17 protein-coding genes are annotated in these 23,004 nt (G+C 72.7%); 5 read left to right on the top strand and 12 right to left on the bottom strand.

The window, feature by feature from the left end; genetic code table 11:
• Positions 1–112: 112 nt before the first annotated feature.
• Entirely contained in the window at positions 113–1,624 is a 1,512-nt protein-coding gene (locus ACF1ED_RS14480; RefSeq protein WP_391760718.1) for a carboxylesterase/lipase family protein, read from the bottom strand.
• Positions 1,625–1,976: 352 nt separating this feature from the next.
• Here ACF1ED_RS14480 and ACF1ED_RS14475 point away from each other — a divergent pair, with 352 nt between their 5' ends.
• The gene (locus ACF1ED_RS14475) at positions 1,977–2,378 is read left to right on the top strand and encodes a hypothetical protein (RefSeq protein ID WP_391760158.1); all 402 of its coding nucleotides are present in this window, start codon (positions 1,977–1,979) and stop codon (positions 2,376–2,378) included.
• Between the two features lie 25 nt (positions 2,379–2,403).
• Here ACF1ED_RS14475 and ACF1ED_RS14470 read toward each other — a convergent pair whose 3' ends face one another.
• Positions 2,404–3,219, bottom strand: a complete 816-nt coding sequence (locus tag ACF1ED_RS14470) for a class I SAM-dependent methyltransferase (RefSeq protein ID WP_391760156.1) — start codon at positions 3,217–3,219, stop codon at positions 2,404–2,406.
• 550 nt (positions 3,220–3,769) lie between these two features.
• Between ACF1ED_RS14470 and ACF1ED_RS14465 the strand changes: the two genes are divergently transcribed.
• Together ACF1ED_RS14465 and ACF1ED_RS14460 are read left to right on the top strand one after the other, a co-directional pair.
• The gene (locus ACF1ED_RS14465) at positions 3,770–4,180 is read left to right on the top strand and encodes a VOC family protein (protein ID WP_391760154.1); all 411 of its coding nucleotides are present in this window, start codon (positions 3,770–3,772) and stop codon (positions 4,178–4,180) included.
• A 115-nt stretch (positions 4,181–4,295) separates the two neighbouring features.
• A complete protein-coding gene (locus tag ACF1ED_RS14460; RefSeq protein ID WP_391760152.1) occupies positions 4,296–5,180 on the top strand; it encodes an NAD-dependent protein deacetylase in 885 nt (294 codons plus the stop codon).
• A 147-nt stretch (positions 5,181–5,327) separates the two neighbouring features.
• Here ACF1ED_RS14460 and ACF1ED_RS14455 read toward each other — a convergent pair whose 3' ends face one another.
• From ACF1ED_RS14455 to ACF1ED_RS14420, 8 genes are all read right to left on the bottom strand, one after another.
• Positions 5,328–6,113: a TSUP family transporter gene (locus ACF1ED_RS14455; protein WP_391760150.1), complete on the bottom strand. Its 786-nt coding sequence runs from the start codon at positions 6,111–6,113 to the stop codon at positions 5,328–5,330.
• 70 nt (positions 6,114–6,183) lie between these two features.
• Complete coding sequence (locus ACF1ED_RS14450) at positions 6,184–6,954, bottom strand: response regulator transcription factor (protein ID WP_391760148.1); 771 nt, start codon at positions 6,952–6,954, stop codon at positions 6,184–6,186.
• A gap of 78 nt (positions 6,955–7,032) precedes the next feature.
• Positions 7,033–8,757, bottom strand: a complete 1,725-nt coding sequence (locus ACF1ED_RS14445) for an amidohydrolase (RefSeq protein WP_391760146.1) — start codon at positions 8,755–8,757, stop codon at positions 7,033–7,035.
• A 651-nt stretch (positions 8,758–9,408) separates the two neighbouring features.
• Positions 9,409–11,835: a glycoside hydrolase family 3 protein gene (locus ACF1ED_RS14440; RefSeq protein WP_391760144.1), complete on the bottom strand. Its 2,427-nt coding sequence runs from the start codon at positions 11,833–11,835 to the stop codon at positions 9,409–9,411.
• A 510-nt stretch (positions 11,836–12,345) separates the two neighbouring features.
• The gene (locus ACF1ED_RS14435; protein WP_391760142.1) at positions 12,346–14,928 is read right to left on the bottom strand and encodes a family 78 glycoside hydrolase catalytic domain; all 2,583 of its coding nucleotides are present in this window, start codon (positions 14,926–14,928) and stop codon (positions 12,346–12,348) included.
• Positions 14,929–14,976: 48 nt separating this feature from the next.
• The gene (locus ACF1ED_RS14430) at positions 14,977–15,885 is read right to left on the bottom strand and encodes a carbohydrate ABC transporter permease (protein ID WP_391760140.1); all 909 of its coding nucleotides are present in this window, start codon (positions 15,883–15,885) and stop codon (positions 14,977–14,979) included.
• Positions 15,886–15,890: 5 nt separating this feature from the next.
• A complete protein-coding gene (locus tag ACF1ED_RS14425; RefSeq protein WP_391760138.1) occupies positions 15,891–16,775 on the bottom strand; it encodes a carbohydrate ABC transporter permease in 885 nt (294 codons plus the stop codon).
• 93 nt (positions 16,776–16,868) lie between these two features.
• Entirely contained in the window at positions 16,869–18,179 is a 1,311-nt protein-coding gene (locus ACF1ED_RS14420) for an ABC transporter substrate-binding protein (RefSeq protein WP_391760136.1), read from the bottom strand.
• Positions 18,180–18,427: 248 nt separating this feature from the next.
• On the opposite strand from ACF1ED_RS14420, the gene ACF1ED_RS14415 reads away from it, so the two are divergent.
• Both ACF1ED_RS14415 and ACF1ED_RS14410 read left to right on the top strand, forming a co-directional pair.
• Positions 18,428–19,477, top strand: coding sequence for a LacI family DNA-binding transcriptional regulator (locus ACF1ED_RS14415; protein ID WP_391760134.1), 1,050 nt, complete (start codon positions 18,428–18,430; stop codon positions 19,475–19,477).
• Between the two features lie 39 nt (positions 19,478–19,516).
• Positions 19,517–20,611, top strand: a complete 1,095-nt coding sequence (locus tag ACF1ED_RS14410; protein WP_391760716.1) for a LacI family DNA-binding transcriptional regulator — start codon at positions 19,517–19,519, stop codon at positions 20,609–20,611.
• Here the strand turns inward: ACF1ED_RS14410 and ACF1ED_RS14405 are convergent.
• A complete protein-coding gene (locus tag ACF1ED_RS14405; protein WP_391760132.1) occupies positions 20,532–21,755 on the bottom strand; it encodes an MFS transporter in 1,224 nt (407 codons plus the stop codon). The two genes, ACF1ED_RS14410 and ACF1ED_RS14405, sit on opposite strands and share 80 nt — an antisense overlap.
• Before the next feature lie 228 nt (positions 21,756–21,983).
• Entirely contained in the window at positions 21,984–22,898 is a 915-nt protein-coding gene (locus ACF1ED_RS14400) for a LysR family transcriptional regulator (RefSeq protein WP_391760130.1), read from the bottom strand.
• Between the last annotated feature and the right edge of the window lie 106 nt (positions 22,899–23,004).

Below are 23,004 nucleotides of genomic sequence, written 5' to 3'. Positions count from 1 at the left end.
CGTCCCTCCCGAAGCACCCTCCGGGCCGCCGTCCATGCCACCGGGGCCAACGGGCCTGCCATGCCTGCCGGCTCCCGCCGCAACCGGTTCACGCCGCTCCGCCCGCGCGCCTTCAGGGGCGCAGGACGGGGAATTCGGTGTGCGCCCAGAGGGCTCGGTCGGGGACGGGGCGGTCCGTCACCGGCTGGTCCCCGGCGGTCCAGACGTGGGCGGTCCGCTCGGTGGTGCCGGTGATCGGGGGCCAGCCCGGGTGGCCGGTCGCGGCGAAGCCGGACCAGGCGCGGACCATGCGGCGGGACAGCTCGTGGTCCTCGGGCGCGGGCGCGCCTCCGATGAGGAAGGAGAGGCGGGGGTCGTCGAGGTTGCCGAAGGCGAAGGGGATGTCCGCGCAGTGCCAGGCCCGGACGGCCGCGCCGTCCGCTCCCCCGCGACGGCGGTCGAAGACGGAGCGGTGGACCCGGCCGCCGCCGGCGGCGTGGGCCTCGGCGAGCCGGTGGGTGAACTCGCCGAAGAGCAGGTCGCCGAAGAGCGCGAGGTGGACGTCGGTGACGGGCGCGCCGGGCAGCGCGGAGCGGTAGCCCTCGACCAGCTCCCCGGCGAGTCCGAAGTCCGCGGCGAAGCGGTCGAGTTGCGCGTCGGTGGTGAGCTTCGCGCAGCTGCCGACGGCGTCGAGGAGCCAGTACTCCTCCGTGGTGTGGCAGACCAGCAGGTCGACGTCCCGGGCCGCTCCCGCGGCGAGGGCCGTGAGGGGGTCGGCGGGCAGGGTGGCGCCGCCGAGGACGGGCGCGAAGAGGGAGGGGTCGTAGTGGCGGGAGCCGGAGGCGGGGTCGTTCCGGTACGCCTCGACCACCTGGTCCGAGGCCGCGACCAAGGCCTGCGGCGTCGCCGACGCGAGGCCGGCGGGGGTGGCGTCGCAGCCGGCCGCGGCGGCGATCTCGCGGGTGGTGGAGGCGGCGATGTCCCGGGTGTGGAAGGGGCTGGCGGGGCTGTGGGCGATGGCGCGGCGGAACAGGCCGCGGGCTCCCTCCATCACCATCAGGCAGGCCACCGAGGTGGCGCCGGAGGAGTGGCCGGCGACCGTGACCTTGTCCGGATCGCCGCCGAAGGCCGCGGCGTTGTCGCGGACCCAGCGCAGGGCGGCGATCTGGTCGAGCAGGCCACGGTTGTCGGGCGGGGCGATGGCGTCGGCGTCGGCGTCGGCGGGCACGTGCCCGAAGCCCTCGAAGCCGATCCGGTAGTTCAGCGTGACCACGACCAGTCCGGTCCGTGCCGCCGCCGTGCCGTCGAAGTCGGGCTGGGCGGAGGAGCCGAAGGTGTAGGCGCCGCCGTGGATCCAGACCAGGACGGGCAGTCGGCCGGCGGGGGGCGCCGGGGTCCAGACGTTGACGGTGAGGACGTCCTCGTCGCCGGGCGACCAGGAGGGTGCGCCGGGGAGCTCCGCCGACTGCGGGGCGACCGGCCCGAAGGCCGTACCGTCCCTGACCCCGCTCCACGGCGGGGTCGGGCGCGGCTCCCGGAACCGGTCGGCGCCGAACGGGGGCGCGGCGTACGGGACGCCGAGCACGGCGACGACGTCGTCCGCGGCCCGGAATCCACGGACCGCGCCGCTCTTCGTCTCGAACACGTCGTCCACGGGACGGCCTCATTTCACGGGCGGGGGGCGGGGGGCGGGTTGCCGAAGATCAGCTTCGCCTCCGGGCGTCCGTCCGGTCCAACACCGGGGCGGCCATGATCCACGCGCTCGTGTTGTCAATGGGGCTCCGGTGGACTCCCTCGACGGGGCAGGGCGGGGCGACACGGGGCAGGGCAGGGCAAGGCGGGGCAGGGCAAGGCGGGGTAACACGGGCCCGCGCGAGACCCCGTGAGGCCCGTACGCGGCCCGTACGCGCCTGCACGCGGCCTGCCCACCGGGCCCGTAATGCCTGCGCGAGGCCCGCACCCGGGCCCGTGCGCGGCCGCTGCTAGATTCGAGGCCCATGCGATCACGTGACTTCGACCTCGACTTCCGCGACCGCGCCCGGCGGACGAGCCAGTGGGGCATGGGGCTGTTGGGTGTGGCCGCGCTCCTGTGGGCCTGGTGCGCCGTGCTGCTGCTCACGCCGTACGAGGTCGACCGGAAGCCCGACGACAAGCACCCCGCCCAGTGCGAGTCGCGCCTGCTGACCGACCGCTCCACCGCCAACCAGGGCAGCGCCCGGGGCAGTTGGTGCCAGGGCGAACGCGACTGGCCGGAGGCCCTGGCCGTGCTCGGGCTGTCCCTCCCCGTCTCGATCGCCGGCGTGGCCCTCTTCACGACCGGCACGGTGAGCCGCCGGATGAGCGCGCACTCCCAGGCGATGCGCGAGCTGGACCGGCTCGCGGAGCCCGCCGGCGCGTGACCTCCGCGCGCCGCGGACGCGGGCGTCACCGTCCGCGTTTCCGGCCGACCAGCTGGAGGAGACGGGCCGTGTGCATGTACGGGTGGCGGCCGGTGAGGGCGAGTTCGAGGCGTTCGAGGTCGGCGTAGAAGGCGGGCTCGTGCTTGCGGGCGTCGTCGGTGATGTGGTCGCAGACGTTGCGGATGCCGTAGTGGCGCACGTCCTCGCAGCCCAGGTCGGTCAGGTGACGGGTGAGTTCCTCGGCGGTGTGCAGGGCCAGCGACGAGCCGAACATCCGCGTCCCCGCCCGGTCGGAGCCGAGCGCGGCCACCGCCGCGGGCAGGTCGAGCTCGCGCACGGCGAGGGTCAGCGGCTGCGAGTGGCGGTTGATCGCCATCAGCGAGTAGAGGCCGCCCGGCCGGAGCGGGGCGAGGGAGGCGGCGAGGGTGCGCCGGGGGTCGTCCGTGTACGCGAGGAGGTTGTGGCACAGCACGACGTCGAAGGCGCCGTCGGCGAGAGCGGCGGGCAGCCGGTGCACATCGCCCTCGACGCAGGTGACGCGCTCCGTCAGCCCGCCCGCCCCGGCCCGTTCGGCCGCCGCGGCGAGCATCGCGGGGGCGTGGTCGACGATCGTCACGTGGTGCCCGCGGGCCGCGAGGCGTACGGCGTCCCCGCCGTCCCCGCCCGCCAGGTCGAGGACGCGCAGCGGGCCGTCGCCCAGCGCCTCGGCGTGCCGGACGAGGTTCGCCTCGGCCGTCGCGTAGCGCAGACGGCCCCAGGGGGCCTCCTGCCACTCCCGCCACACGGCCATGGCGCTGTCGAACGTCCCGGGGGCAGGGGGAACCTCATGATCTTCGGACATCCGCCGACGATAGCGCCCACCACCACGAGGGCGACGGAGCGGGAGCGGAGGGGAACGAGGCCGCGGACGGGGAGCGGGGGCGGACGGCAACGAGGCCGGACAGGGAGCGGGGGCGGACGGGGAGCAGGGCCAGACGGGAAGCAGGGCCAGACGGGAAGCAGGGCGGTCGCCGGAACGGACCGGGCGCGGAGCCGGAACGGTCACGGAGGCCGGCCAGTCGGGGAATCGGGCCGGACGCGGCGCCGGACCAGGAGCGGAGCCGGAGCCGGACTCGGAGCCGGAGTAGACGCGGGAGCAGGCCGGACGCGGGAGCAGGCCGGGGCCCGGGAGACCGGGGCTCGGGAGACCGGGGCCCGGGAGACCGGGGCCCGGGTCGGCCGGAAGACCGGGCCGGGTCGGCCGGAAGACCGGGCCGGGTCGGCCGGGAGCCCGGGCCGGGTCGGCCGGCAGGCGTAGGACCAGCGCCCGATGGGCGGGCGGGCGGCAGCTCCCTACGCTCGGGGAGGCCCGCCGGTTCAGCCCGAACCGCGCCCGACGAGGAGGTCCTCCCGTGCCCGCCGACGCCACGGCCCACATCCGCATCGCCCGCCCGTCGCGCGACCTCGCGGCGGCGGAACGCTTCTGGGTGTCGGGGCTCGGGCTCGACGTCCAGTACCGGCACGAGGCCGACGGCACGCCGGGCCTGCACTCCCTGCTCATGGTCGGCTGGCGCGGCGCCTCCTGGCACCTCGAACTCGTCCACGACCCGGCCGCCCCGACGGAGCCCCGGCCGACCGCCGAGGACCTGCTGGTGGTCTACCTCGGCGAGGAGGTCCCCGACGCGCTCGTGAGCCGGATCGAGGAGCACGGCGGCAAGCGCGTGCCCGCGCACAACCCGTACTGGGACGCGTGGGGCGTGACGCTCCAGGACCCGGACGGCTACCTGCTCGTGCTCTCCACCCGGGACTGGTCCACCACCTGAGCCCGGAGCGGCCCCGCCCGGGGCCCTGGACACGGCCGGTCCTCGCGGGGGCCCGTACCCGCCGCGCCCCTCCCGGCGAGGGGAAAGCGGGCGGCTCGTTCCGTACGCTGGCCGCATGCGTATGCGGCCGACTTTGAGCTGGACACCGACCGGGGACCTTCCTCCGGGGACGACGGACCTGGAGCCGGTGGTCGACGCGGTGCGGGCCGGGGGCGTGCTGGTGCTCAGCGGGGCCGGGATCTCCACGGAGTCGGGGATCCCGGACTACCGGGGCGAGGGCGGCAGCCTGACCCGGCACACCCCGATGACCTACCAGGACTTCACCGGCGGCCTGGGGGCGCGGCGCCGGTACTGGGCGCGCAGCCACCTCGGATGGCGCACCTTCGGGCGCGCGCGGCCCAACGACGGGCACCGGGCCGTGGCCGCCTTCGGGCGGGGCGGGCTGCTCGCCGGGATCGTCACGCAGAACGTCGACGGGCTGCACCAGGCCGCCGGGAGCGACGGCGTCGTGGAGCTGCACGGCGGTCTCGACCGGGTCGTGTGCCTGGACTGCGGGGACGTGAGCGCGCGGCGGGAGCTCGCGCGGCGCCTGGAGGAGGCCAATCCCGGGTTCGATCCGGTGCCCGCCGCGATCAATCCCGACGGGGACGCCGACCTCACGGACGAACAGGTCGCCGGCTTCCACGTGGTGCCGTGCGGGGTGTGCGGCGGGGTGCTCAAGCCCGACGTGGTGTTCTTCGGCGAGTCCGTGCCCGCCGAGCGGGTGGAGCGCTGCCGGGAGCTGGTGCGGGGCGCGGCGTCGGTGCTGGTCCTGGGCTCGTCGCTGACGGTGATGTCGGGGCTGCGGTTCGTCCGGCAGGCGGCTCAGGCGGGTACGCCCGTGGTGATCGTCAACCGGGATCCGACGCGGGGCGACACGCTCGCCTCGGCCCGGGTCGCCCTGCCCCTCGGGAAGGCCCTCACGGCGGTCGCGGAGCGGCTGGGCCTCGCCGGGGAGTGACCGGCGGACGATGGCGGGGTGACCGCCCGGCCGTCGCGGCGCGACCGTCCAACCGTCGGGGCGCGACCGTCCAACCGTCGGAGGGCGTCCAACCGTCAGGGGGTGGTCATCGGGCCGCCGTGGGTGCGCGGGGCGCCGCCCAGGTGTTCAGACGAGGACCTGGGCTGCGTAGAGGGATCCGACGGCGGTGGCGAGCGTGGCCAGGAGGAGGCGCAGGGCGCGTTCGGGGAGGCGGGGCTGGAGGCGGGCGCCGAGGTAGCCGCCGACGAGGCCGCCCAGTCCGCAGGCCAGGCCCAGCCACCAGTCGGGGGCGATGTCGCCCGAGCCGGTCAGGGCGAGGACGGTGTACGCGGCGGCGCCGACGACCGAGGTCACGAAGGTCGTCGCGAGGGCCGCCGGGGCCACGCGGGAGACGGGCAGTCCCCGGGCGACGAGGACCGGGCCGATGAGCGAGCCGCCGCCGATGCCGTAGATCCCGCCCACCACGCCGACGGCCAGGGCGAGGGCGGTCAGACCGCCGGGGGACGGCTCCCCCGCCGCGCCGGTCCGGTGGCGGGCCGGGCGGAGGGTGCGGACGAAGAGCCACGCTCCCAGCGGGAGCAGCAGCGCGGCGATGAGGAGCCGGAAGACGGCCGGGCCGGGGAGGACGTACACGCGGATCACCGCGCCGGCGACCACCCCCGGCAGCGTACCGGCGACGAGGCGCCGGGCCAGCGGGCCGCGCAGGGCGCCGTCGCGCCGGTAACGCCAGAGGGCGCCGGGGCCTGCGACCACGTTGAAGAGCAGGTTCGTCGGGGTGACCGCCGGGTTGGGCACGCCGAAGACGCTGAGGTGGACCGGCAGCAGGAAGACGGCGCCGGAGACCCCCACGGGGGCGGTCACCACCGAGATCAGGAGGCCGGCCGCGAAGCCAGCCCACACCGTCCACTCCACGTCCCCTCCCCCTCCTGATCCCTTCTCGGCCTTCTCCTCGGCCCTCTCCCCGGCCCTCGCCTCGTCCCTCTCAGCAGGATGAGCCGATGCCCCAGGCCGCCGCCCGCGCGGCGGCCGCGGCGCGGTTGGGAAGGTCGAGTTTGGCGAGGATGTGCTCGATGTGGGTGCCGACGGTCCGCGGGGTGATGTACAGCCGTTCGGCGATCTGCCGGTTGGTGCGCCCGGCGGTCAGCTCGGCCAGCACCTCCAGCTCCCGGGGCGAGAGCCCGCCGGGCCGCCCCGCGCCCGGGACGGGCCCCGGGAGCGCCCCGCCGGGCGGCGGGTCCTCGCGGGAGGCCACGGCGGCGGCGAGGGCCTCGGTGAGCAGGGTGACCACGGCGCGGGCCGGGTCGGGGGTGCGGCGCGGCCGGCGGATGCTGACGTTCAGCATGCCGACGTACCGGCCGTCGGCGGCGAACAGGCACTGGGCCACGCCGTCCTCGATGCCGAGCGGGGCGAGCACGTCCCGGAAGCCCGGCGAGGCGGCCAGGAGCTGCCGGGGGACGTCTCCGAGCCACAGCCCGCCCCTGGCCGGGCTGCGCAGCACGGGGAAGACCGGGTCGCGGTGGAGACGGCTCTCGATGTACGCCGTGGCGTCCTCCGGGTAGCTGCCGGCCAGCGTGGTGTGGCGGCGGCGCTCCGGGTCCCAGCGGGCCAGGGAGGCGTGGTCGTGCTCCACCACCTCCGACAGCGCCGCCAGGACCGTCTCGACACCGGTCGCGCCCGCGGTGGCGCTCCTGGCGGCTTCGCGGACGCGGACGGCGGCGTCCAGGAGGTCCGTTGCGCTGTGCCGTGCTGCCATTCCCCCAGGATGATCATCCGCCCGGGATACGTCAATCGCGCGGGTCGCCGGCCACGGCGCCGCACTCGACGCCGGGCATCACATGCCGGTGCCGCTGCCGCCGCCGGGCCGGGCGTCGTACACGACCCGCCCGTCCAGGACGGTGAGGACGACGGGCATGCCGGGGATGGCGCGGGGGTCGGCGCCGAGCAGGTCGCCGTCGACCACGCAGAGGTCGGCGACCTTGCCGGTCTCCAGGGAGCCCTTCCAGCCGTCGGCGAAGTCCTGCCAGGCCGCGTCGATCGTGTACGTGCGGATCGCCTCGGCCAGCGCGATGCGCTGCTCCGGTCCGCTGACCCGGCCGGCGGCCTTGGACTCGCGCAGCACCATGGTGGCGACGCCCTGCCGCCAGTCGGGGTGGGTGACGGGGGCGTCGGAGCCGCTGGCGACGCGCACCCCGGCGTCGAGGGCGTCGCGGTACGGCCAGGCGTAGGCGGCCCGCCCGGCGCCGACGAACTCCTCCTCCATGTCGGCGACGGTCCACTTGATGGTGGGGTTCATGTTGACGCCGAAGTCGTGCGCGGCGAGGACCTTCATGGCGTGCGGGGTGAGGAAGTCGCCGTGGATGACGTAGTGGCGGGCGTCGTCGCGGGGGCTTTCGGCGGCGGCCTCGGCGAAGGCGTCCGCGACGGTGTCGATGGCCCGGTCGCCGGTGGCGTGGACGCCGAGCTGGTACCCGGCGGCGTGGGCGTGGCGGACCATGGCCCGGATCTCCGCGACCCGCTCGTCGTCGACCTCACCGCCCACGCACAGGGAGCCGCAGCCGCCGCCGACGTACGGCTCGTGCATCCAGGCCGTCTTGTTGGGGACGATGCCGTCGGCGAAGACCTTCACGCCGTGGATGGTGAGGCGGCGCGGGTCCTGCTCCTCGGGGAGGTCGAGGGCGTCGAGGTGGCGGGCGAACTCCTCGGCGGTGCTGGTCATGCCGGTCGGGAGGAGCAGGACGCCGACGCGGGCGGTCAGCTCGCCGTCCGCGAGCAGCCGCCGGTAGACCTCCAGCGTCTCGGTGCCCAGCGCGCCCCGCATGATGCCGTCACCGCCCGGGCCGAGGCCGGGCTCGGTGTAGCTGGTGATCCCGAGCCGGGCGAGGGTGGCGAGGGTCGAACGGATCGCGTCGGTGCGCTCCTGCCCGCTGAGCGGCGGCAGCGCGTTCTGCACGAGGGCCTGCGCGCCCTCGTGGAGCAGCCCGGTGGGCTCCCCCGACGCGTCGGCGACGATCGCGCCGCCGGGCGGGGCGACGGTGTTCCGGTCGATGCCGATCAGCTCCAGCGCCTTGGAGTTGACCCAGGTGGCGTGCCCGGAGAAGGAGTACAGGACGACGGGGTGGTCGGGGCTGACGGCGTCGAGGTCGGTCCGGGAGGGGTGCCGGGACGGGTCGGCGACGCACTCGGCGAGGTAGCCGGTGTCCCAGCCGTGCCCGGTGATCCACTGCCCGGCGGGGGTCCGCCCGACCGCCTCCCGTACCGCCTCGGCCGCGTCCGCGAGGGAGGAGACGGCCGGGTGCCCGACCTCCACCGACAGCGGCGGGGACGACATGCCGAAGGCGCAGCCGTGCAGGTGGGAGTCGTTGATCCCGGGAAGCAGCGTGGCCCCCTTCAGGTCGACGACGCGGGTCCCGGGCCCGATCAGCGCGGCCACGTCCTCCCGCTTACCCACCGCGCTGATCACCGCCCCGGTCACCGCCAGCGCCTCCGCCACGGAGAACTCCGCGTCCACCGTGACCACCCGACCACCGACGAACACCAGATCCGCATACGTACCCACAGGAGGGTCCTTTCGAGAACCGGGCGCCCCCACGGACACCCACGAACGATCTCCGAGAACCATCGCCGGGCCCGCCCCCGCCGCACATCGGTCATCCCACCGATACGAACCGATCCGGGTCGGACCGATCCCGGGCACCCGCCCGGGCGGCTCCTGGAGAATCCGCTGGTCAGGTGGACTCCGATGGTCTTGTCCCCGCTGGCGTGCCCGCCTCTTTCCGGGACGCGGGGCAGCAGGGCGATGTCACGGAGCTCGGGCGTCTTTGCCCAGCCGTCCGGGATCTGGGTGGCGGGATCTGCGGTGATGCCGCCGGGTCTGCCTGTGGAGATCCTTTCTGGGGGATGGGGATGGGGATGGGGATGGGGATGGGGATGGGGATGGGGATGGTGCGGCTCATGAGTCGGCGGATTGGCTTCCGGTCGGCGGTGCGGCGCGGGATCCCGGCGAGGTCCAGGAGCCGCGGCACTTGGTGCAGGCCGCCGGCGTTGGTCACCGAGACGCCCAGGACGTCCGTGTCCTCGCCATGACGGTCGCCGGATGCTTCCCGCCCCACGGGGCGGTGAACTCGGCGAACCGCTCCAGCGCGGCCTCCTCGGTCGCCGCGGTGCAGACGGGTCGACGCCCGGCCTGACTGTCCCTGTCTCGTCGTAGTCAGTTGACGGTGACCGTCCTCTGCGCGGTCATCGTGCGGGAGTCGCGGGCGGTGGCGAAGATGTAGAGGCCCGGGACGAGCTTCCAAGCCCCAGAGCTCCAGACGGTGAGGTCGTCGGCCGGGACGGTGAGGGTGACGCGCCGGCCGGCTCCGGGGGCGAGGGTGAGCTTCCGGAAGGCGACGAGGCGGCGTGGTTCGGCGGCCGCGGCGGCCGGGAGGGTCGCGTAGACCTGGACGACGTCGGTGCCCTGGCGGGTGCCGCTGTTGGTGACGGTGAGGGAGAGGGTGGCCGTCTTCGTGAAGGCGTCGTACGCGGCTTCCAGGGATCCGTGGGCGAAGGACGTGTACGACAGGCCGTGGCCGAAGGGGAAGAGCGGCTGCTGTCCCTTGGTGTCGTAGTAGCGGTAGCCGATGGCGGTGCCCTCGTCGTAGGAGACGGTGGCGTTCGTGCCGGGATAGGTCGCGGGGGTGGTGCCGGGGCCCTGGGCCGTGCCGGCGGGGAAGGTGACGGGGAGCCGGCCGGCGGGGTCGCTGTCGCCGAAGAGGACGGCGGCCAGCGCGGTGCCCATGCCACGGCCCCCGTACCAGGCCTGGACGACCGCCTCTACGTCGTTCAGCCAGGGCATCGCGACCGGGCCGTCGGTGTTCAGGACGACGACGGTGCGGGGGTTGGCGGCGGCGACGGCGGTGATGAGCTGGTTCTGGTCCGCCGGGAGGGCGAGTCGTTCGTGGTCCATCGCCTCGCCCGCCATCCGGTTGACGAAGACGACGGCGGCGTCGGCGGTGCGGGCGGCCTGGACCGCGGCCGGGATGAGGGAGGCGGGCTGCCAGCCGAGGGTGAGCCCGCAGGTGGTCCGGCCCATGGGGTCGGGGTCGGCGACGGCGTTGCTGTAGGTGAGTTCGATGGTGGCGCTCCGGCCGGCGGTGAGCTCGATGGTGCCCTGCAGGGGGTAGTCGTAGGTGCCGAGGAAGAAACGGCGGGTGCCTCGGGAGCCGGAGACGACCGTGACGCCGTCGATCTTCAGGGTGGCGGTGCCGGCGGGGAGGAGGGAGAAGCGGTGCAGGCCCGTGTGGGTCGGGGTCAGGGTGCCCGACCACGTCGCCGACCAGACCGCGGGGAGGCTCTCGACGGGGGCGCTGGTGAAGTCGATGACGCTGTCGGTGCGGGTGGCGACCGGGGTGCCGGAGGGCTGCGCGGAGGCGTAGTAGCGGCCGGTGAGGCCCGCGGTGCCGCCCCTGGTGCGCAGGACGGTCGCGGGGACGGCGGGCAGGGGTGTGTCGCCGGCCGTGCCCTGGGCGTGGGTGACGGTGACGGTGCTGCCCGCGCGGGCCTTGATGGCCTGGAGGGGGGTGGTCCAGGTGCCGGGGTCGACGTAGGTGGAGCCGGCGACGCCGGTGAGGGCGTCGGCGCCGGCGGGTCCGATGACGGCGAGGGACGCGAGGGTGGCGGGCAGCGGGAGGGCGCAGGAGCGGTTGGCGAGCAGGACCGTGGAGGCGAGGGCGGCTTCGTGGGCGAGGTTCTTGTGCTCGGTCGTGCTGACGTCCCGGGCCGGGGCGGGGACGGGGTTGTCGACGAGGCCGTTGGCGAACATGGTGATGAGGATGCGGCGGGCCGCGTCGTCGAGGCGGGCGGGCGGGACGGCGCCGTCGGTGAGTGCGCCGGGTGCCAGTTTGACTCCTCCGGGGCCGAGTCCGGCGAGGTCCATGCCGGCCTTGGCGGCGGCGACCTGGTCGTTGCCGGCCCAGAAGTCGGGGACGGTGTGGCCCCGCAGGCCGAGGCGGTTCTTGACGTCGTCGAAGAGGGCGGGGTTCTCGGTGGCGAAGGTGCCGTTGATCTTGGGGTAGGCCATCATCACCGAGGTGGTGGGCGCGGCGGCGACGACGCGGCGGAACGGCGCCTGGTAGATCTCGTGCAGGGCCCGGTCGGAGACCAGGGTGTCGGTGAAGAAACGGTTCGCCTCCTGGGTGTAGGCGGCGAAGTGCTTGACGGTGGCGGTGACCTGGCGGCTCTGCATGCCGGTGGTGAGGGCGGCTCCGAGGCGGCCGGCGAGCAGCGGGTCCTCGCCGAGGCTTTCGGCCTGGCGGCCGAAGTGCCAGGTGCGGGTGAGGTCGATGGTGGGGCCGAGGAGGGTGTTGTAGCCCTTGGCGCGGCCCTCGGTGCCGATGGCGACGCCGATGCGACGGGCCAGGTCCTCATCGAAGGCTGCGGCCTGGGCCAGCGGGACCGGGAAGGCGGTGACGTTCCGCTCGCCGCGCAGTCCGGCGGAGGCGTCGACCATGGTCAGGGCGGGGATGCCGAGGTGGGCGAGGGCAGCGAAGTCGCAGCGTATGAGCGCTTCCTTCTCTCCCGCGGTCATCCTCGCGAGGAGGGCGTCGGCGCGGTCGAGGGCTCGCTGCTCGACGGCGGTGGCAGTGGCGGTGCTCATGGGGCTCACAAGGGTGACGGTTGCTGCTGTGGCGATGGCGGCGGACAGGAAGGTGCGTCGGTTCACGGCGGCTCTCCGAAACTGTGGGGGCGGCGGTGCGACCCGCCGATGGGGTGCTGCTTTCCGGCGTCCGGGGATTTCGCCGGAACGCTCGGCATTCCCGTGAAAGGTGCCCGCGTCCCGCGAGCACTTCCGGGGTGCACTGAGCTTTTCGAGTTCAGCATCTCAGGCGAATCGAAAAGCTAGAACCACAGTTGCTTCCGGTCAACCCGATTCACATGGGTAATTTCATGGAGCGCCGCTGACCTGCACAAATAATCCAATCGGACGCGCGATGCCCGATGGACGCGATTACCGTCCAGAGGAAGACAGAAAGAGGTATACGAATAATCGATGCCCTGCATCCAAGAGGTGGATAAGGGTCGGCATTTTCCCGTCCACACGCGCTTGCCCGGCACGGGTGAATTCCCGTGCCGGGCCGGGCCGTTTGTCAGGATGGCTGAGGATGCGTCACACAGGTTCCTTGGATTCGATGACGTGCGTGCCCGGGGCGAGCCTGCGGGGCTCCTGTCCGGGCAGCTCGACGAGGGCTGCGCAGTTCGGCGGAACGGTTATCTCGGCCTTGATGCCGTCGGGGGTGGTCTCCCAGAAGAGCGAGGCGGTCCCCCGGGGCGTGGCGTAGCGGGTGCGGGCCCAGGTGATGCCGCCGCCCGGCCGCGGCCGGAAGGCGAGGGTCCGCGCGCCGGGGGCGGTGACTTCCATGCCGCCGACGACGCGGTGGAGCCAGTCGGCGACGGCTCCGAGCGCGTAGTGGTTGAAGGAGGTCATGCCGCCCGGGTTGAGGGTGCCGTCGGGGCGGAGGCCGTCCCAGCGCTCCCAGATGGTGGTGGCGCCCATGGAGACGGTGTAGAGCCAGGAGGGGCAGTCGGTCTGCAGCAGGAGCCGGTAGGCGGTGTCGAGGTGGCCGGTGTCGGTCAGCGCGTCGCAGATGAGGGGGGTGCCGACGAAGCCCGTGGCGATGCGGGCGTCGTCCTGGTCCACGAGGGCGGCGAGGCGGTCGCCCGCCGACTTGCGCCGATCGCGGTCGAGGAGGTCGAAGGCGAGGGCGATGGCGTAGGCGGTGGGGCTGTCGCCGGCCATCCGGCCGTCGGCATGGACGTAGCGTTCCTGGAAGGCCGTGGTGACCTCGTCGGCCAGGGTCTCGTAGCGGGTGGCGTCGTCGGCGTGTCCCAGTGCGCGGGCGGCGCGGGCGAGGTGGCGGGCGGAGTGGGCGAAGTACGCGGTGGCGACCAGGTAGCGGTCGGTGCGGCCGGCGGCCGGATCGTCCGGCGGGGCGGCGGGGTCGAGCCAGTCGCCGAGCTGGAAGCCGGTGTCCCAGAGCCGGTCGGGGCCGGCGAGTTTCTCGACGAGGTCCACCCACGCCTTGCCCATGGGGTAGTGGCGGCGCAGGAGTTCGAGGTCGCCGAAGCGCCGGTAGAGGACCCAGGGGGTGAGGGTGGCGACGTCGCCCCAGGCGGCGCCGGGCTGGATGGGGGTCCACATCGGTTCGCCGGGGATGACGGGGACGTACCAGGGGATGGTGCCGTCGGGGAGCTGTTCGAGTCCGACGTCGGTGAGCCAGGAGTCGAGCATGCCGGCGCAGTCGTAGAGGAAGCTCGCGGTGGGGGCGAAGACCTGGATGTCGCCGGTCCAGCCGAGGCGTTCGTCGCGTTGGGGACAGTCGGTGGGTATGTCGACGAAGTTGCCGCGCATGCTCCACAGGACGTTGTCGTGCAGGCGGTTGACCATCGGGTCGCTGCACTCGAACCAGCCGGTGCGGCGCATGTCGGTGTGGTGGACGCGCGCGGTGACGGCTCCCGGGTCGAGGTCGCCGGGCCAGCCGGTGATCTCCGCGTACCGGAAGCCGTGGAGGGTGAAGCGTGGTTCCCAGGTGCACGGTCCGCCGCCGGGCAGGATCAGCGTGTCCGTGGAGTACGCCTCGCGCAGGGGGCGGGTGGCGAGTTCGCCGTCCTGGAGGACTTCGGCGTGGCGGAGGGTGAGGGTGGTGCCGGCAGGCCCGTCGGCGGTGACGCGGAGGCGGCCGACGAGGTTCTGTCCGAAGTCGAGCAGGTGGCGGCCGTCGGGGGTTCGGGTGACAGAGACCGGAAGGATCTCCTCTGTGCAGCGGACGGGCGGCCCGTCGGGGGCGACGAGCGTCCGGGGGTCCCTGCTGCCGGTGCGTACGGCGGTCCAGCCGTTCGGCGAGGCGGTCGGCGTGGACCAGTCGGAGTCGTCGAGGCGGGCGTCGAAGGTCTCGCCCTCGTACAGCCCGCTGGACAGGATGGGGCCGGGGGCCGCGTGCCAGGTGTGGTCGGTGGCGATGACGGTGGTGGTGCCGTCGGTGTGGGTGATCTCCAGCTGGGCGATGAGGGACTGGTCGGTGCCGTAGATGTTGCGGGTGCCGCCGTCGAAGCCGTACTTGCCGCGGTACCAGCCGTCTCCCAGCCAGGCGCCGATGGTGTTGGCGCCGGGCGTGAGGAGGGCGGTGACGTCGTGGGTGCGGTAGCGGAGCCGGCGGGGGTAGACGGTCCAGCCGGGGGCGAGGGTCTCGTCGCCGACGCGGATGCCGTTGATCTCGGCCTCGTACAGGCCGTGGGCCGTGATGTAGAGCCGGGCGTGCCGGATCGGCCTGTCGCCGGCGTGGAAGTGCCTGCGCACGCGGGCCGGCCGGCGTTGTGCCGCGGGGTCCTCGTCCCAGGCCGCGCCGACGGGGACGGCGGACCAGTCGGCGGGGGCGAGCAGGCCGGCCTCGACGGCGCCGGGCTCGCTCCACGCCGACGGCTCCTCGTCGCCCGTCGACCAGGTGCGGACGCGGACGACGGCGCGTTCGCGGGAGGCGAGCGGTTCGGTGGGCCAGGCGACGAGTACGTGATCGGAGCCGGTGACGCGGCCGGTGCGGTGGGTGCGGCCCGGGCGTTCGACTTCGACTTCGTAGGCGTACTGGTCACCGGCCTCGGGGGCGGGGGTCCAGGACAGCCGGGGGGTGCCGGTGCCGATGCCGAGACCGTCCGTGAGGTGCTCGAAGCGCACAGCGGAGGGCGGGAGGGGCTGCAAGGGACGGGGCCTTTCGTGTGCTCGGGAGGTGGGACGGCGGGCGGACGTTCAGCCCTTGACCGCTCCCGAGGTGAGGCCCTTCATGACCTTCTGGTTGAGGAAGAGGTAGATCACGAGGGTGCCGAAGACGTTGATGCAGATGGCCGCGAACAGCGGCCCGTACTGGGTGGCGCCGAAGTCGCCGGTGAAGTTGAGCAGGCCGACCTGGATGGTGCGCAGGTCCTGGCTGTTGGTGAAGGTGAGGGCGATCAGCAGGTCGTTCCAGATGAAGAAGAACTGCACCAGCCCGACGGTGAGCAGTGCGTTGCGGACCACGGGGATGCTGATGGTCCAGAAGGCGCGCAGGATGCCGGCGCCGTCGAGGGTGGCCGCCTCGAAGAGTTCGCGGGGGACGGTCTTGTAGTAGGTGGCCATCATGAAGACGGTCAGGGGCAGTCCGGTGCCGGTGTAGGTGAGGATGAGCGGCCACAGGGTGCCGGAGAGGCCGGTCCGGAAGTAGATGGTGAACAGCGGCAGCAGGATCATCTGCGGGGGGATCATCATGCCGGCGAGGAAGACGAGGAGGGTGAGGCTGCGGCCCTTCCAGACCATGATCTGCAGGGCGAAGCCCGCGGCGGTGCCGAGCAGGAGGATGAGGGCGAGGGCGGGGACGACGGCCAGGAGGCTGTTCTTGACGTAGAGGCCGATGTTGCCGGTGGTCCACGCTTCGGCGTAGTTGCCCCACTCCCAGGTGGTGGGCAGGCTCCAGGTGGAGTTGTTGAGGTAGTCGCTGTTGGACTTGACCGAGGTCAGGAACATCCAGATCAGCGGGTAGACCTCGATGATCAGAAGGGCAGCGACAGCAAGCCGGATCCACAGGCGGCCGCCGGCCTTGCGCACTGCGCGGAGCGGGGGCTGCTTGGGGCGCTTGTGGCCAGCGGTGGCGATGGCGGTCTTCTGGAGGGTGTCGATGGCCATGGCGTTCAGCTCTCCGTGTTGTCGCGCCGGGAGACGCGGTAGACCGCCAGGCTCACCAGGAGGCAGACGACGGTGAGGAGCAGCGCGATGGTGCTGCCGTAGCCGTACTCGCTGTAGGTGAACGACGACTGGAACATGTACAGGGTCAGCGGGGTGGTGCCGTTGCCGGGTCCGCCGTTGGTGAGGGCGACGACGGAGTCGAAGACCTTGAGGGTGCCGTTGATGCTGAAGATCAGGGACGACATGAGGACGGGCAGCGAGAGGGGCAGCACGATGTGGCGGATCAGGCGGAGTCCGGAGGCGCCGTCGAGGCGGGCGGATTCGAGGACCTCGTCGGGGACGTCGACGAGTCCGGCGAACAGCAGGACCGCGTAGAAGCCCATCGAGCGCCAGATGTCCATGATGATCAGGACCCAGAAGGCGCTGCTCGCGCTGCCGAAGAAGTCGACGGACTCCAGGCCGAGGGCGTTGAGGAGCGAATTGACCGGTCCTGGCTGGGGCGCGACCTGGAAGAGCTTCTGGAAGAGCAGGCCCACGGCGACCGTGGGGAGGATGACGGGGAAGAAGGCCAGGGTGCGGACGAGCGCGGAGGACTTCTTGAGGAAGAAGACGTAGAGCAGGGCCAGGAGGTAGCCGGCGATGACCTGGCCGGCGGTGACGATGACCGCGTACTTCAGGGTGAACCACAGGGCGTCGTGGACGGCCGGGTCGTCGAGGAGCCGGGTGAAGTTGTCCAGGCCGTTGCCGGTGAAGCCCTCGATGGAGTTGCCCTTGGTGAAGGAGTACCCGAGCGACCACACCATGGGGACGAGCATGATCAGTGTGTAGACGAGGAGTGCGGGACCGAGCAGGATCAGGATCGCCCTGCGGTCACCGAGTACGCGGTGCATGAGTGGTGTCCACTTCGTTTCTGGTGAAGGGCCGGCCGGGCGGGGACGGGCGGCGCGCCTTGGGCCGGCGGGCCCGCCCGTCCCCGGGGAGGGTTACTGGCTGCCGAGTGCGGCCTGGACGGTCTCCATGAACTGCTGGGGGCTGACGCTGCCGTTGACGAGGCCGGGGGCGTTGGTGTTGCTGATCGTGGTGGCCTTGGTGCTGAAGAGGGCCTCGAACCACAGGACGTTCTGCCGGGAGGAGCTGATGGTCTCGCGGACGGTGGTGGTGACCTCGTTGGCGTCCTTGACCGGGGTGTTGACCTTGAAGCCGGAGATGGTGCCGTGGTCCTTCAGGACGGTGCTGCCGTAGTTCTTCGCGATGCAGCCGAGCCAGGCGCCGGTCTTGTCGTCGATGTGCTGCGAGCCGAGGGTGACGGCGAGGCCGATGTTGGAGGGGTACTGGTCGATGGAGCCCTTGCCGCCCTTGACGGTGGGGAAGGGCATGAAGCCGACGTTCTCCGCGCCGACCTCGTTCTGCTCGGGGTCGGCGATGTTGGCGAGGGCCCAGCTGCCCATGTAGAACATGCCGGACTTGCCGGTGAGGAACTGGTTCATCGCGGTGTCGTAGTCGATGGAGCCGACGCCCTTGCCGAAGTACCCCTTCTTCCCGAGGGCGGCGACTTCCTCGGCGGCCTTGACGTACTCGGGGTCGGTCAGCTTGGCGGTGCCGGCGTCGACCTTGTCGAGGGCGTCGGGGCCGAGGCTGCGGTAGAGGTAGCCGCTGATGAGGCGGGTGAGCGGCCAGCCCTGCGCGCCGGAGGCGGAGAACGGCTGGATGCCCTTGGCGTTCAGCTTGTCCGCGGCGGCCTGCAGTTCGTCCCAGGTGCCGGGGACGGTGATGCCGTTCTCCTGGAAGAGCTTCTTGTTGTAGAAGATGCCCTCGATGTTGTACTCGTACGGCAGCGCCATCAGCTTGCCGCCGTACAGCGCCTTGATCGTGGAGACCGCGGCCGGCTCCAGCTGGTCGAGCCCCCCGGACTTCTCGAGTTCGAGCTCGACCTCCGCGATCTTGCCGCTCTTGTCGAGCTGCTTGGTCAGCGCGGGGGCGTTGCCGGCGGCGAACATGGCCGGCAGGGCGTTCTGGCCGCCGAGCAGCTGGAGCTTCTGGTCGAGCTGCGCCTGGGGGACGGTCTCGACCTTCAGCGGCAGGGCGTCGTCCTCGGCCTTGCAGGAGCCCTTGGAGAGCGTGGTCAGCGCCGTCCGCGTGGTCGTGTTCTCGGTGACGCTGAGGTACGTGAAGTCCTTGGGCGCCGCGGAGGTGCCACCGCCGCTGCCGCCGCAGGCGGTGGCGAGGAGGGCCAGGGACGTGACACCGGCCGAGGCGAAGGCCAGGCGGCGGGCGCGGATCGTGCGGTGGGGCACTGGAGACTCCCAGGGATCGTGAGAGAAGAAGGGGCGCTCAGCAGGCGCGAAGGGCGGCGGGAAGACCGGCCGCACAGAATGGAGTTCGTAGAACGTTATCCATTCGAACTGGCAACACCATGACGCCATCCCTCTGGCGTCGTCAAGACACAGACGCGTAACATCAACGTTGCCTTGTCGTTCGAGTTGATCTCTTCATGGCACAGGGCATAGAACGTTGTACATCGAGTGAGGAGACCGGGGTTCTCATGGCTGCGAACAGCCCGTCCAGGGGCACCAAGCGGGTGACGATCACCGACGTCGCCCGCCACGCCGGCGTGTCGACCGCCGCCGTGTCCAAGGTCATGCGCAATGCCTACGGCGTGAGCCCGGCCATGCAGGAGCGTGTCCGGACGGCCATGGCGGAGTTGGACTACCGGCCCCATGCCGCGGCCCGGGGCATGCGGGGCCGCACCTACACGATCGGCGTCCTGCTCGACAACGTCCGCAATCCGTTCTTCGCCGACGTCCTCGACGGCATCCGCGAACAGCTGGAGAACAGCGAGTACACGGTACTGATCGGCGCGGCCGGGTTCGGCGCGGAGGGCCAGGCCCGCACCGTCCGGGCGATGGTGGACCGTCAGATGGACGGTCTGATCCTCATCGCCCCCGGGACACCGCGTTCCGAGGTCCTGGCCACGGCCTCCGCGACCCCCACGGTGGTCATCGGCCACCACGACGCCTCCGACGCGCACGATTCCGTCGTCGACGCGGACGACCTCGGCGCGGGGCTCGTGGTCGACCACCTCGTCGCCCTCGGGCACCGCGACATCACGCTGGTCGCGGCGGCCGGGAACAAGGCCGGTCGCTGGCGGCGCACCCCGGAGATCGTCCTCGCCGACGGCTACCTCAAGGCCATGGAGCGCCACGGACTGGCGGACCGCGCCCGTGTGCACCACGCCGCCTACTCCGACGACGGCGGCCACGCGGCCGGCATCGCCCTGCTGTCCGGCGACGACCGGCCCACGGCGATCCTGACGGGTGCCGACGTCGCCGCCCTCGGCATCTACCGGGCCGCCGCCGACCTGGGCCTTTCCATCCCCGAAGACATCTCGCTGGTCGGGTACAACAACACCGCGATCGCCTCCCTCGCCCCGGTCCAGCTCACCAGCGTCGACCAGGCCGGACACACCATGGGCATGACCGCCGCGAGAATGCTGATCGAGCGCGTCGAAGGCCGCCGCGACCGTGCCATGCAGACCACGATGACCCCACGGCTGGTCGTCCGGCGCAGCACCGCTGCCCTCGGCTCCCGGTAGCCACCGGTCGCGAGAACGCGCCCTTCGCAGCGTGTCGGGATCAAGGACGTCGCCCGGACGGCAGGCGTGTCCACCGGCACGGTCCCCCACGCCCTCGACCGTCCTGAACTCGTCTCCCCGCCTACCCGTGCAGCGGTCATGCCCGTCGTCGAATCGCTCGGGCACGTCAGGCTCGCCGGTGCCCGACAACCGCGCGGCAACGCCTCTTCTCGACTGCTGGCCCTGTACGGCGTGGACGTGACGGACCCGCTCGACGCGGCCCTCACCGCAGCGGTGGGGCGAGCGGCCGAGGAGGCGGGCCCGGGTGTGCCGATGTGCGGTGGAGGCCACGGGCAGGGACGCATGCGCCGCGATGTCACACGGCTCGCCGCCCACCAGGTACGCGGCGTCGTCATCGCCGCCCGCTCCGACGCGAAGCAGGCGCCGGCGGCCTGCGTGGAACGCGGGGTGGCCTGTGTCGTCGCCGGGCAGGACCTGACAGCGGTCGGCGCGTGTTCCGTCACCGTCGACGACCGCACCGGCGGCAGAGCCGCAGCGACGCATCCGCTCGCCCGGGGGCACCGGTCCGTCGTCGTCGTGGCGGGACCCGGTCCGATGACGCGCCGCGGGCGTCGAGGGGGGACGGATGCCCTGGAGGAAGCCGGTGACGGGGCCTTCTGCGCCGGAGAGTCGGCGACGGAGGGCATCAGCGTGGGTGCCGGCCGGGATGCCGGGCAGCGGCTCCTCGGAGTGACGCCCCGGCCGGCCGCGGCCCTCTGCTTCCAGGACCTGCCGGCCCTCGGCCTCATGCGGGCCCTGCACGGGGCCGGCGTACGCGTTCCCCACGGTGTCGCGGTGGTGGGCTACGAGGATCCCGCCTTCGCCCCGGCCGCGGTGGTGCCGTTGACATCGGTGCGCCGGCCCGCCCGGTCCCCGGGCACGCGGGCGGGCCGGCTGCTCGTGGAGCGCACGGCCCAAGCTGCGCATGAACACGTTCATGGGGCACCGGCGCCCGAACTCGTCGTGCGCCGGTCCGCCTTGAGCGGACCTCTGCAGCCGCCTGCCCTCGTCACCGCTACACGCTTTCGGGCGAGCCTCCGGGAGCGGGAGGGCGAGTGGTCAGGAGGAGCGCGGCGGCCAGGACGGCGGTGGTGACCCCGAGAAGGGCCACGGCGGAGGCGAGGCTGCCCGCCGGCTCCTTGCCCGCGAGGAGCAGCAGGGGGCAGAGGAATTCGCCGAGGAAGAAGGCCGCGGTCCACAGGCCCATCCCCCGCCCGCGGTCGGCGAACTCCAGAAGGGACATCGCCTTCGTGACCAGGGACGGGAGCAGCAGGCCGGTCCCCACGCAGTTGACGACAGCTCCGGCGACCAGGAGAGGGAGGCTGTCGGCGAAGCCCATCAGCAGGAAGCCGGCGGCGCACAGCGCGAGCAGCAGCGGCAGCCGGTGGCGACGGTCCGGGGAGAGCCGGGTGAAGAGGACGGAGCCGAGGACGGTGGCGGCGCTGGCCACGGCGGTGACGGCGCCGATGGTGCCGGTGGAGTCGGTGCCCAGGTCGTCCAGGAGGTAGGCCATCTCGACGGGGACGGTGTAGAAGACGACGGCGCCGAAGACGGTGAGGAGACAGATCCCCGCCATGCGGCGCACGGGGAACGGGCGCGGCGTGGACCGCGCCCCGGTCTCGTCCCGGCGCTTCGGCGGTCGGGAGACGGGCAGGACACGGGCCATGAGGGGCGCGAGCAGCAGGCCCACGGCGTACAGCCAGAAGGGGGCGCGCCAGTCGGCCGCCCCGAGCACGCCGCCGAGGACGAAGAAGACGGTGGCCGAGGCAGAGGCGCACATGGTCTGGAGGGCGAGGTAGCGGTTGCGCAGTTCGCCGCTGTAGTAGTCGCCGATGAGGGTGGTGCAGGCGGTCATGATCGCCGCTTCCGTCACGCCCACGAGGACGCGGCTGACCAGGATGGCGTGAAGGGAGTCCAGCCAGAGGGGGGCCGTTCCGAACAGCGCGTAGAGGACGGTGGCGACGACGAGCAGGCGTTTGCGGCCGAGCCGGTCGACGATCACGCCCGCGAAGGGGGCGAGCAGGGCGAGGGAGAGCGCGGGAACCGTGAGGACGACCGGGACCAGCGCCGCACTGCCCGGCACGCCCTCGAAATGGTCCTGCATGCGGGGCAGGACGGGGGCGAGGAGCACCGCTCCGAGCACGGGCAGACAACTGCCGGCCATGAGCATGACGGCGGGCAGGCGCCCGGCCGGAGCCGTGTCGTGGTCGTGGCGCGGTGGTGCGGAAGGGGCGGGCATCGCAGCACTCCAGGGCGGGAGAGGGGCGGAGACGGCGCCCGGTCGGGACGACGCACCAGAACAGCGCGGAGACCGGGGCGGAGGTGCCCCCGACTATGCGTGCCGGCGGGCGTCGTGCCCACCCCTTGCGCCATCCGGTTTGACGATGGTCCAGATCCACGGGGTCGATACCCCCTGATGGCGCGGTTCCCCGTCACGCCCTCCTGACGAAGGGTGCGCGGGAAGACATCAGAGCTGCGTGTCGGCGATGCGCCGCCCGACCCTCGCCGCGGTCTCCCTGAGCCAGATGTGCGCCGCGTCGTGGGTGTGGACCGGATGCCACCACAGGGCCTCACGCAGGGGAACGGCTTCGTAGGGGGGTTCGACCACGCGGACGCCTCCGAGGGGGGCGAGCCTGTGGGCGAGGCGGGCCTGGACGAGGGCGATGCGGCGGGTGCCTGCGACCAGGGCGGGGAGGGTGTGGAAGCTGTCGACGGAGACCTCGACGCGCGGTTCGATGCCGAGCATGCCGAGCTGGCGCACCGCGGGGGCGTCGTAGGTGCGCTGGTAGGTGACCCAGGGCAGGCGGGCGAGGTCCTGGCGGGTGAGGCGGCCCTCGACACTGGGGTGGTCGTCTGCGACGACGAAGACCCAGCGGTCGTCGTAGAGGTCGGTGGCGGGGAAGTCGCTGATGACTCCGTGGGGCATCAGGAGGCCGTCGGTGGCGCTGAGCAGGCTCGCGGTGTCGTCGACGACGGTGAGGGGGGTGCGGGTGAACCGCAGGCGGATGCCCGGGGCCTCTTCGTGGATGACACGGGCGAGCTCGACGCCGAAGACGTCGACGGCGTAGTCGGACGCGATGATGCGGAACTCGCGGGTCTCGGTGGCCGGGTCGAAGTCGGCCTGGCTGGTGAAGAGGCGTTCGAGGACGTCGTAGGCGGTGGCGGTGCGGTCGAGGAGGACCTGGCCGAGGGCGGTGAGCTCGTACTGGCTCCCCTCGCGGGCGAGGAGCTCGTCCCCGAAGTGCCGGCGCAGGCGGGCCAGCGCGGCGCTCATCGCCGGCTGGCTCAGGCCCACGCGCTGGCCCGCCTTGGTGACGTTGCGTTCTTCGAGGAGGGCACGGAGCGCGACCACGAGGTTGAGGTCGAGTCGGGCCAGGTTCACGGTACGGAGCCCCTTCCGGGAACGGCACAATCAAGCACTATTTGTATTGTGGATGGCAATTATCCACAGAATCTATTTCCCTGATTGCGCGATGCGGGTCCACATT

The organism is Streptomyces sp. NPDC014656 (assembly GCF_043084305.1).
In the GTDB taxonomy this organism is placed as follows: domain Bacteria; phylum Actinomycetota; class Actinomycetes; order Streptomycetales; family Streptomycetaceae; genus Streptomyces.
This window is presented reverse-complemented; position numbering and strand designations above follow the sequence as displayed.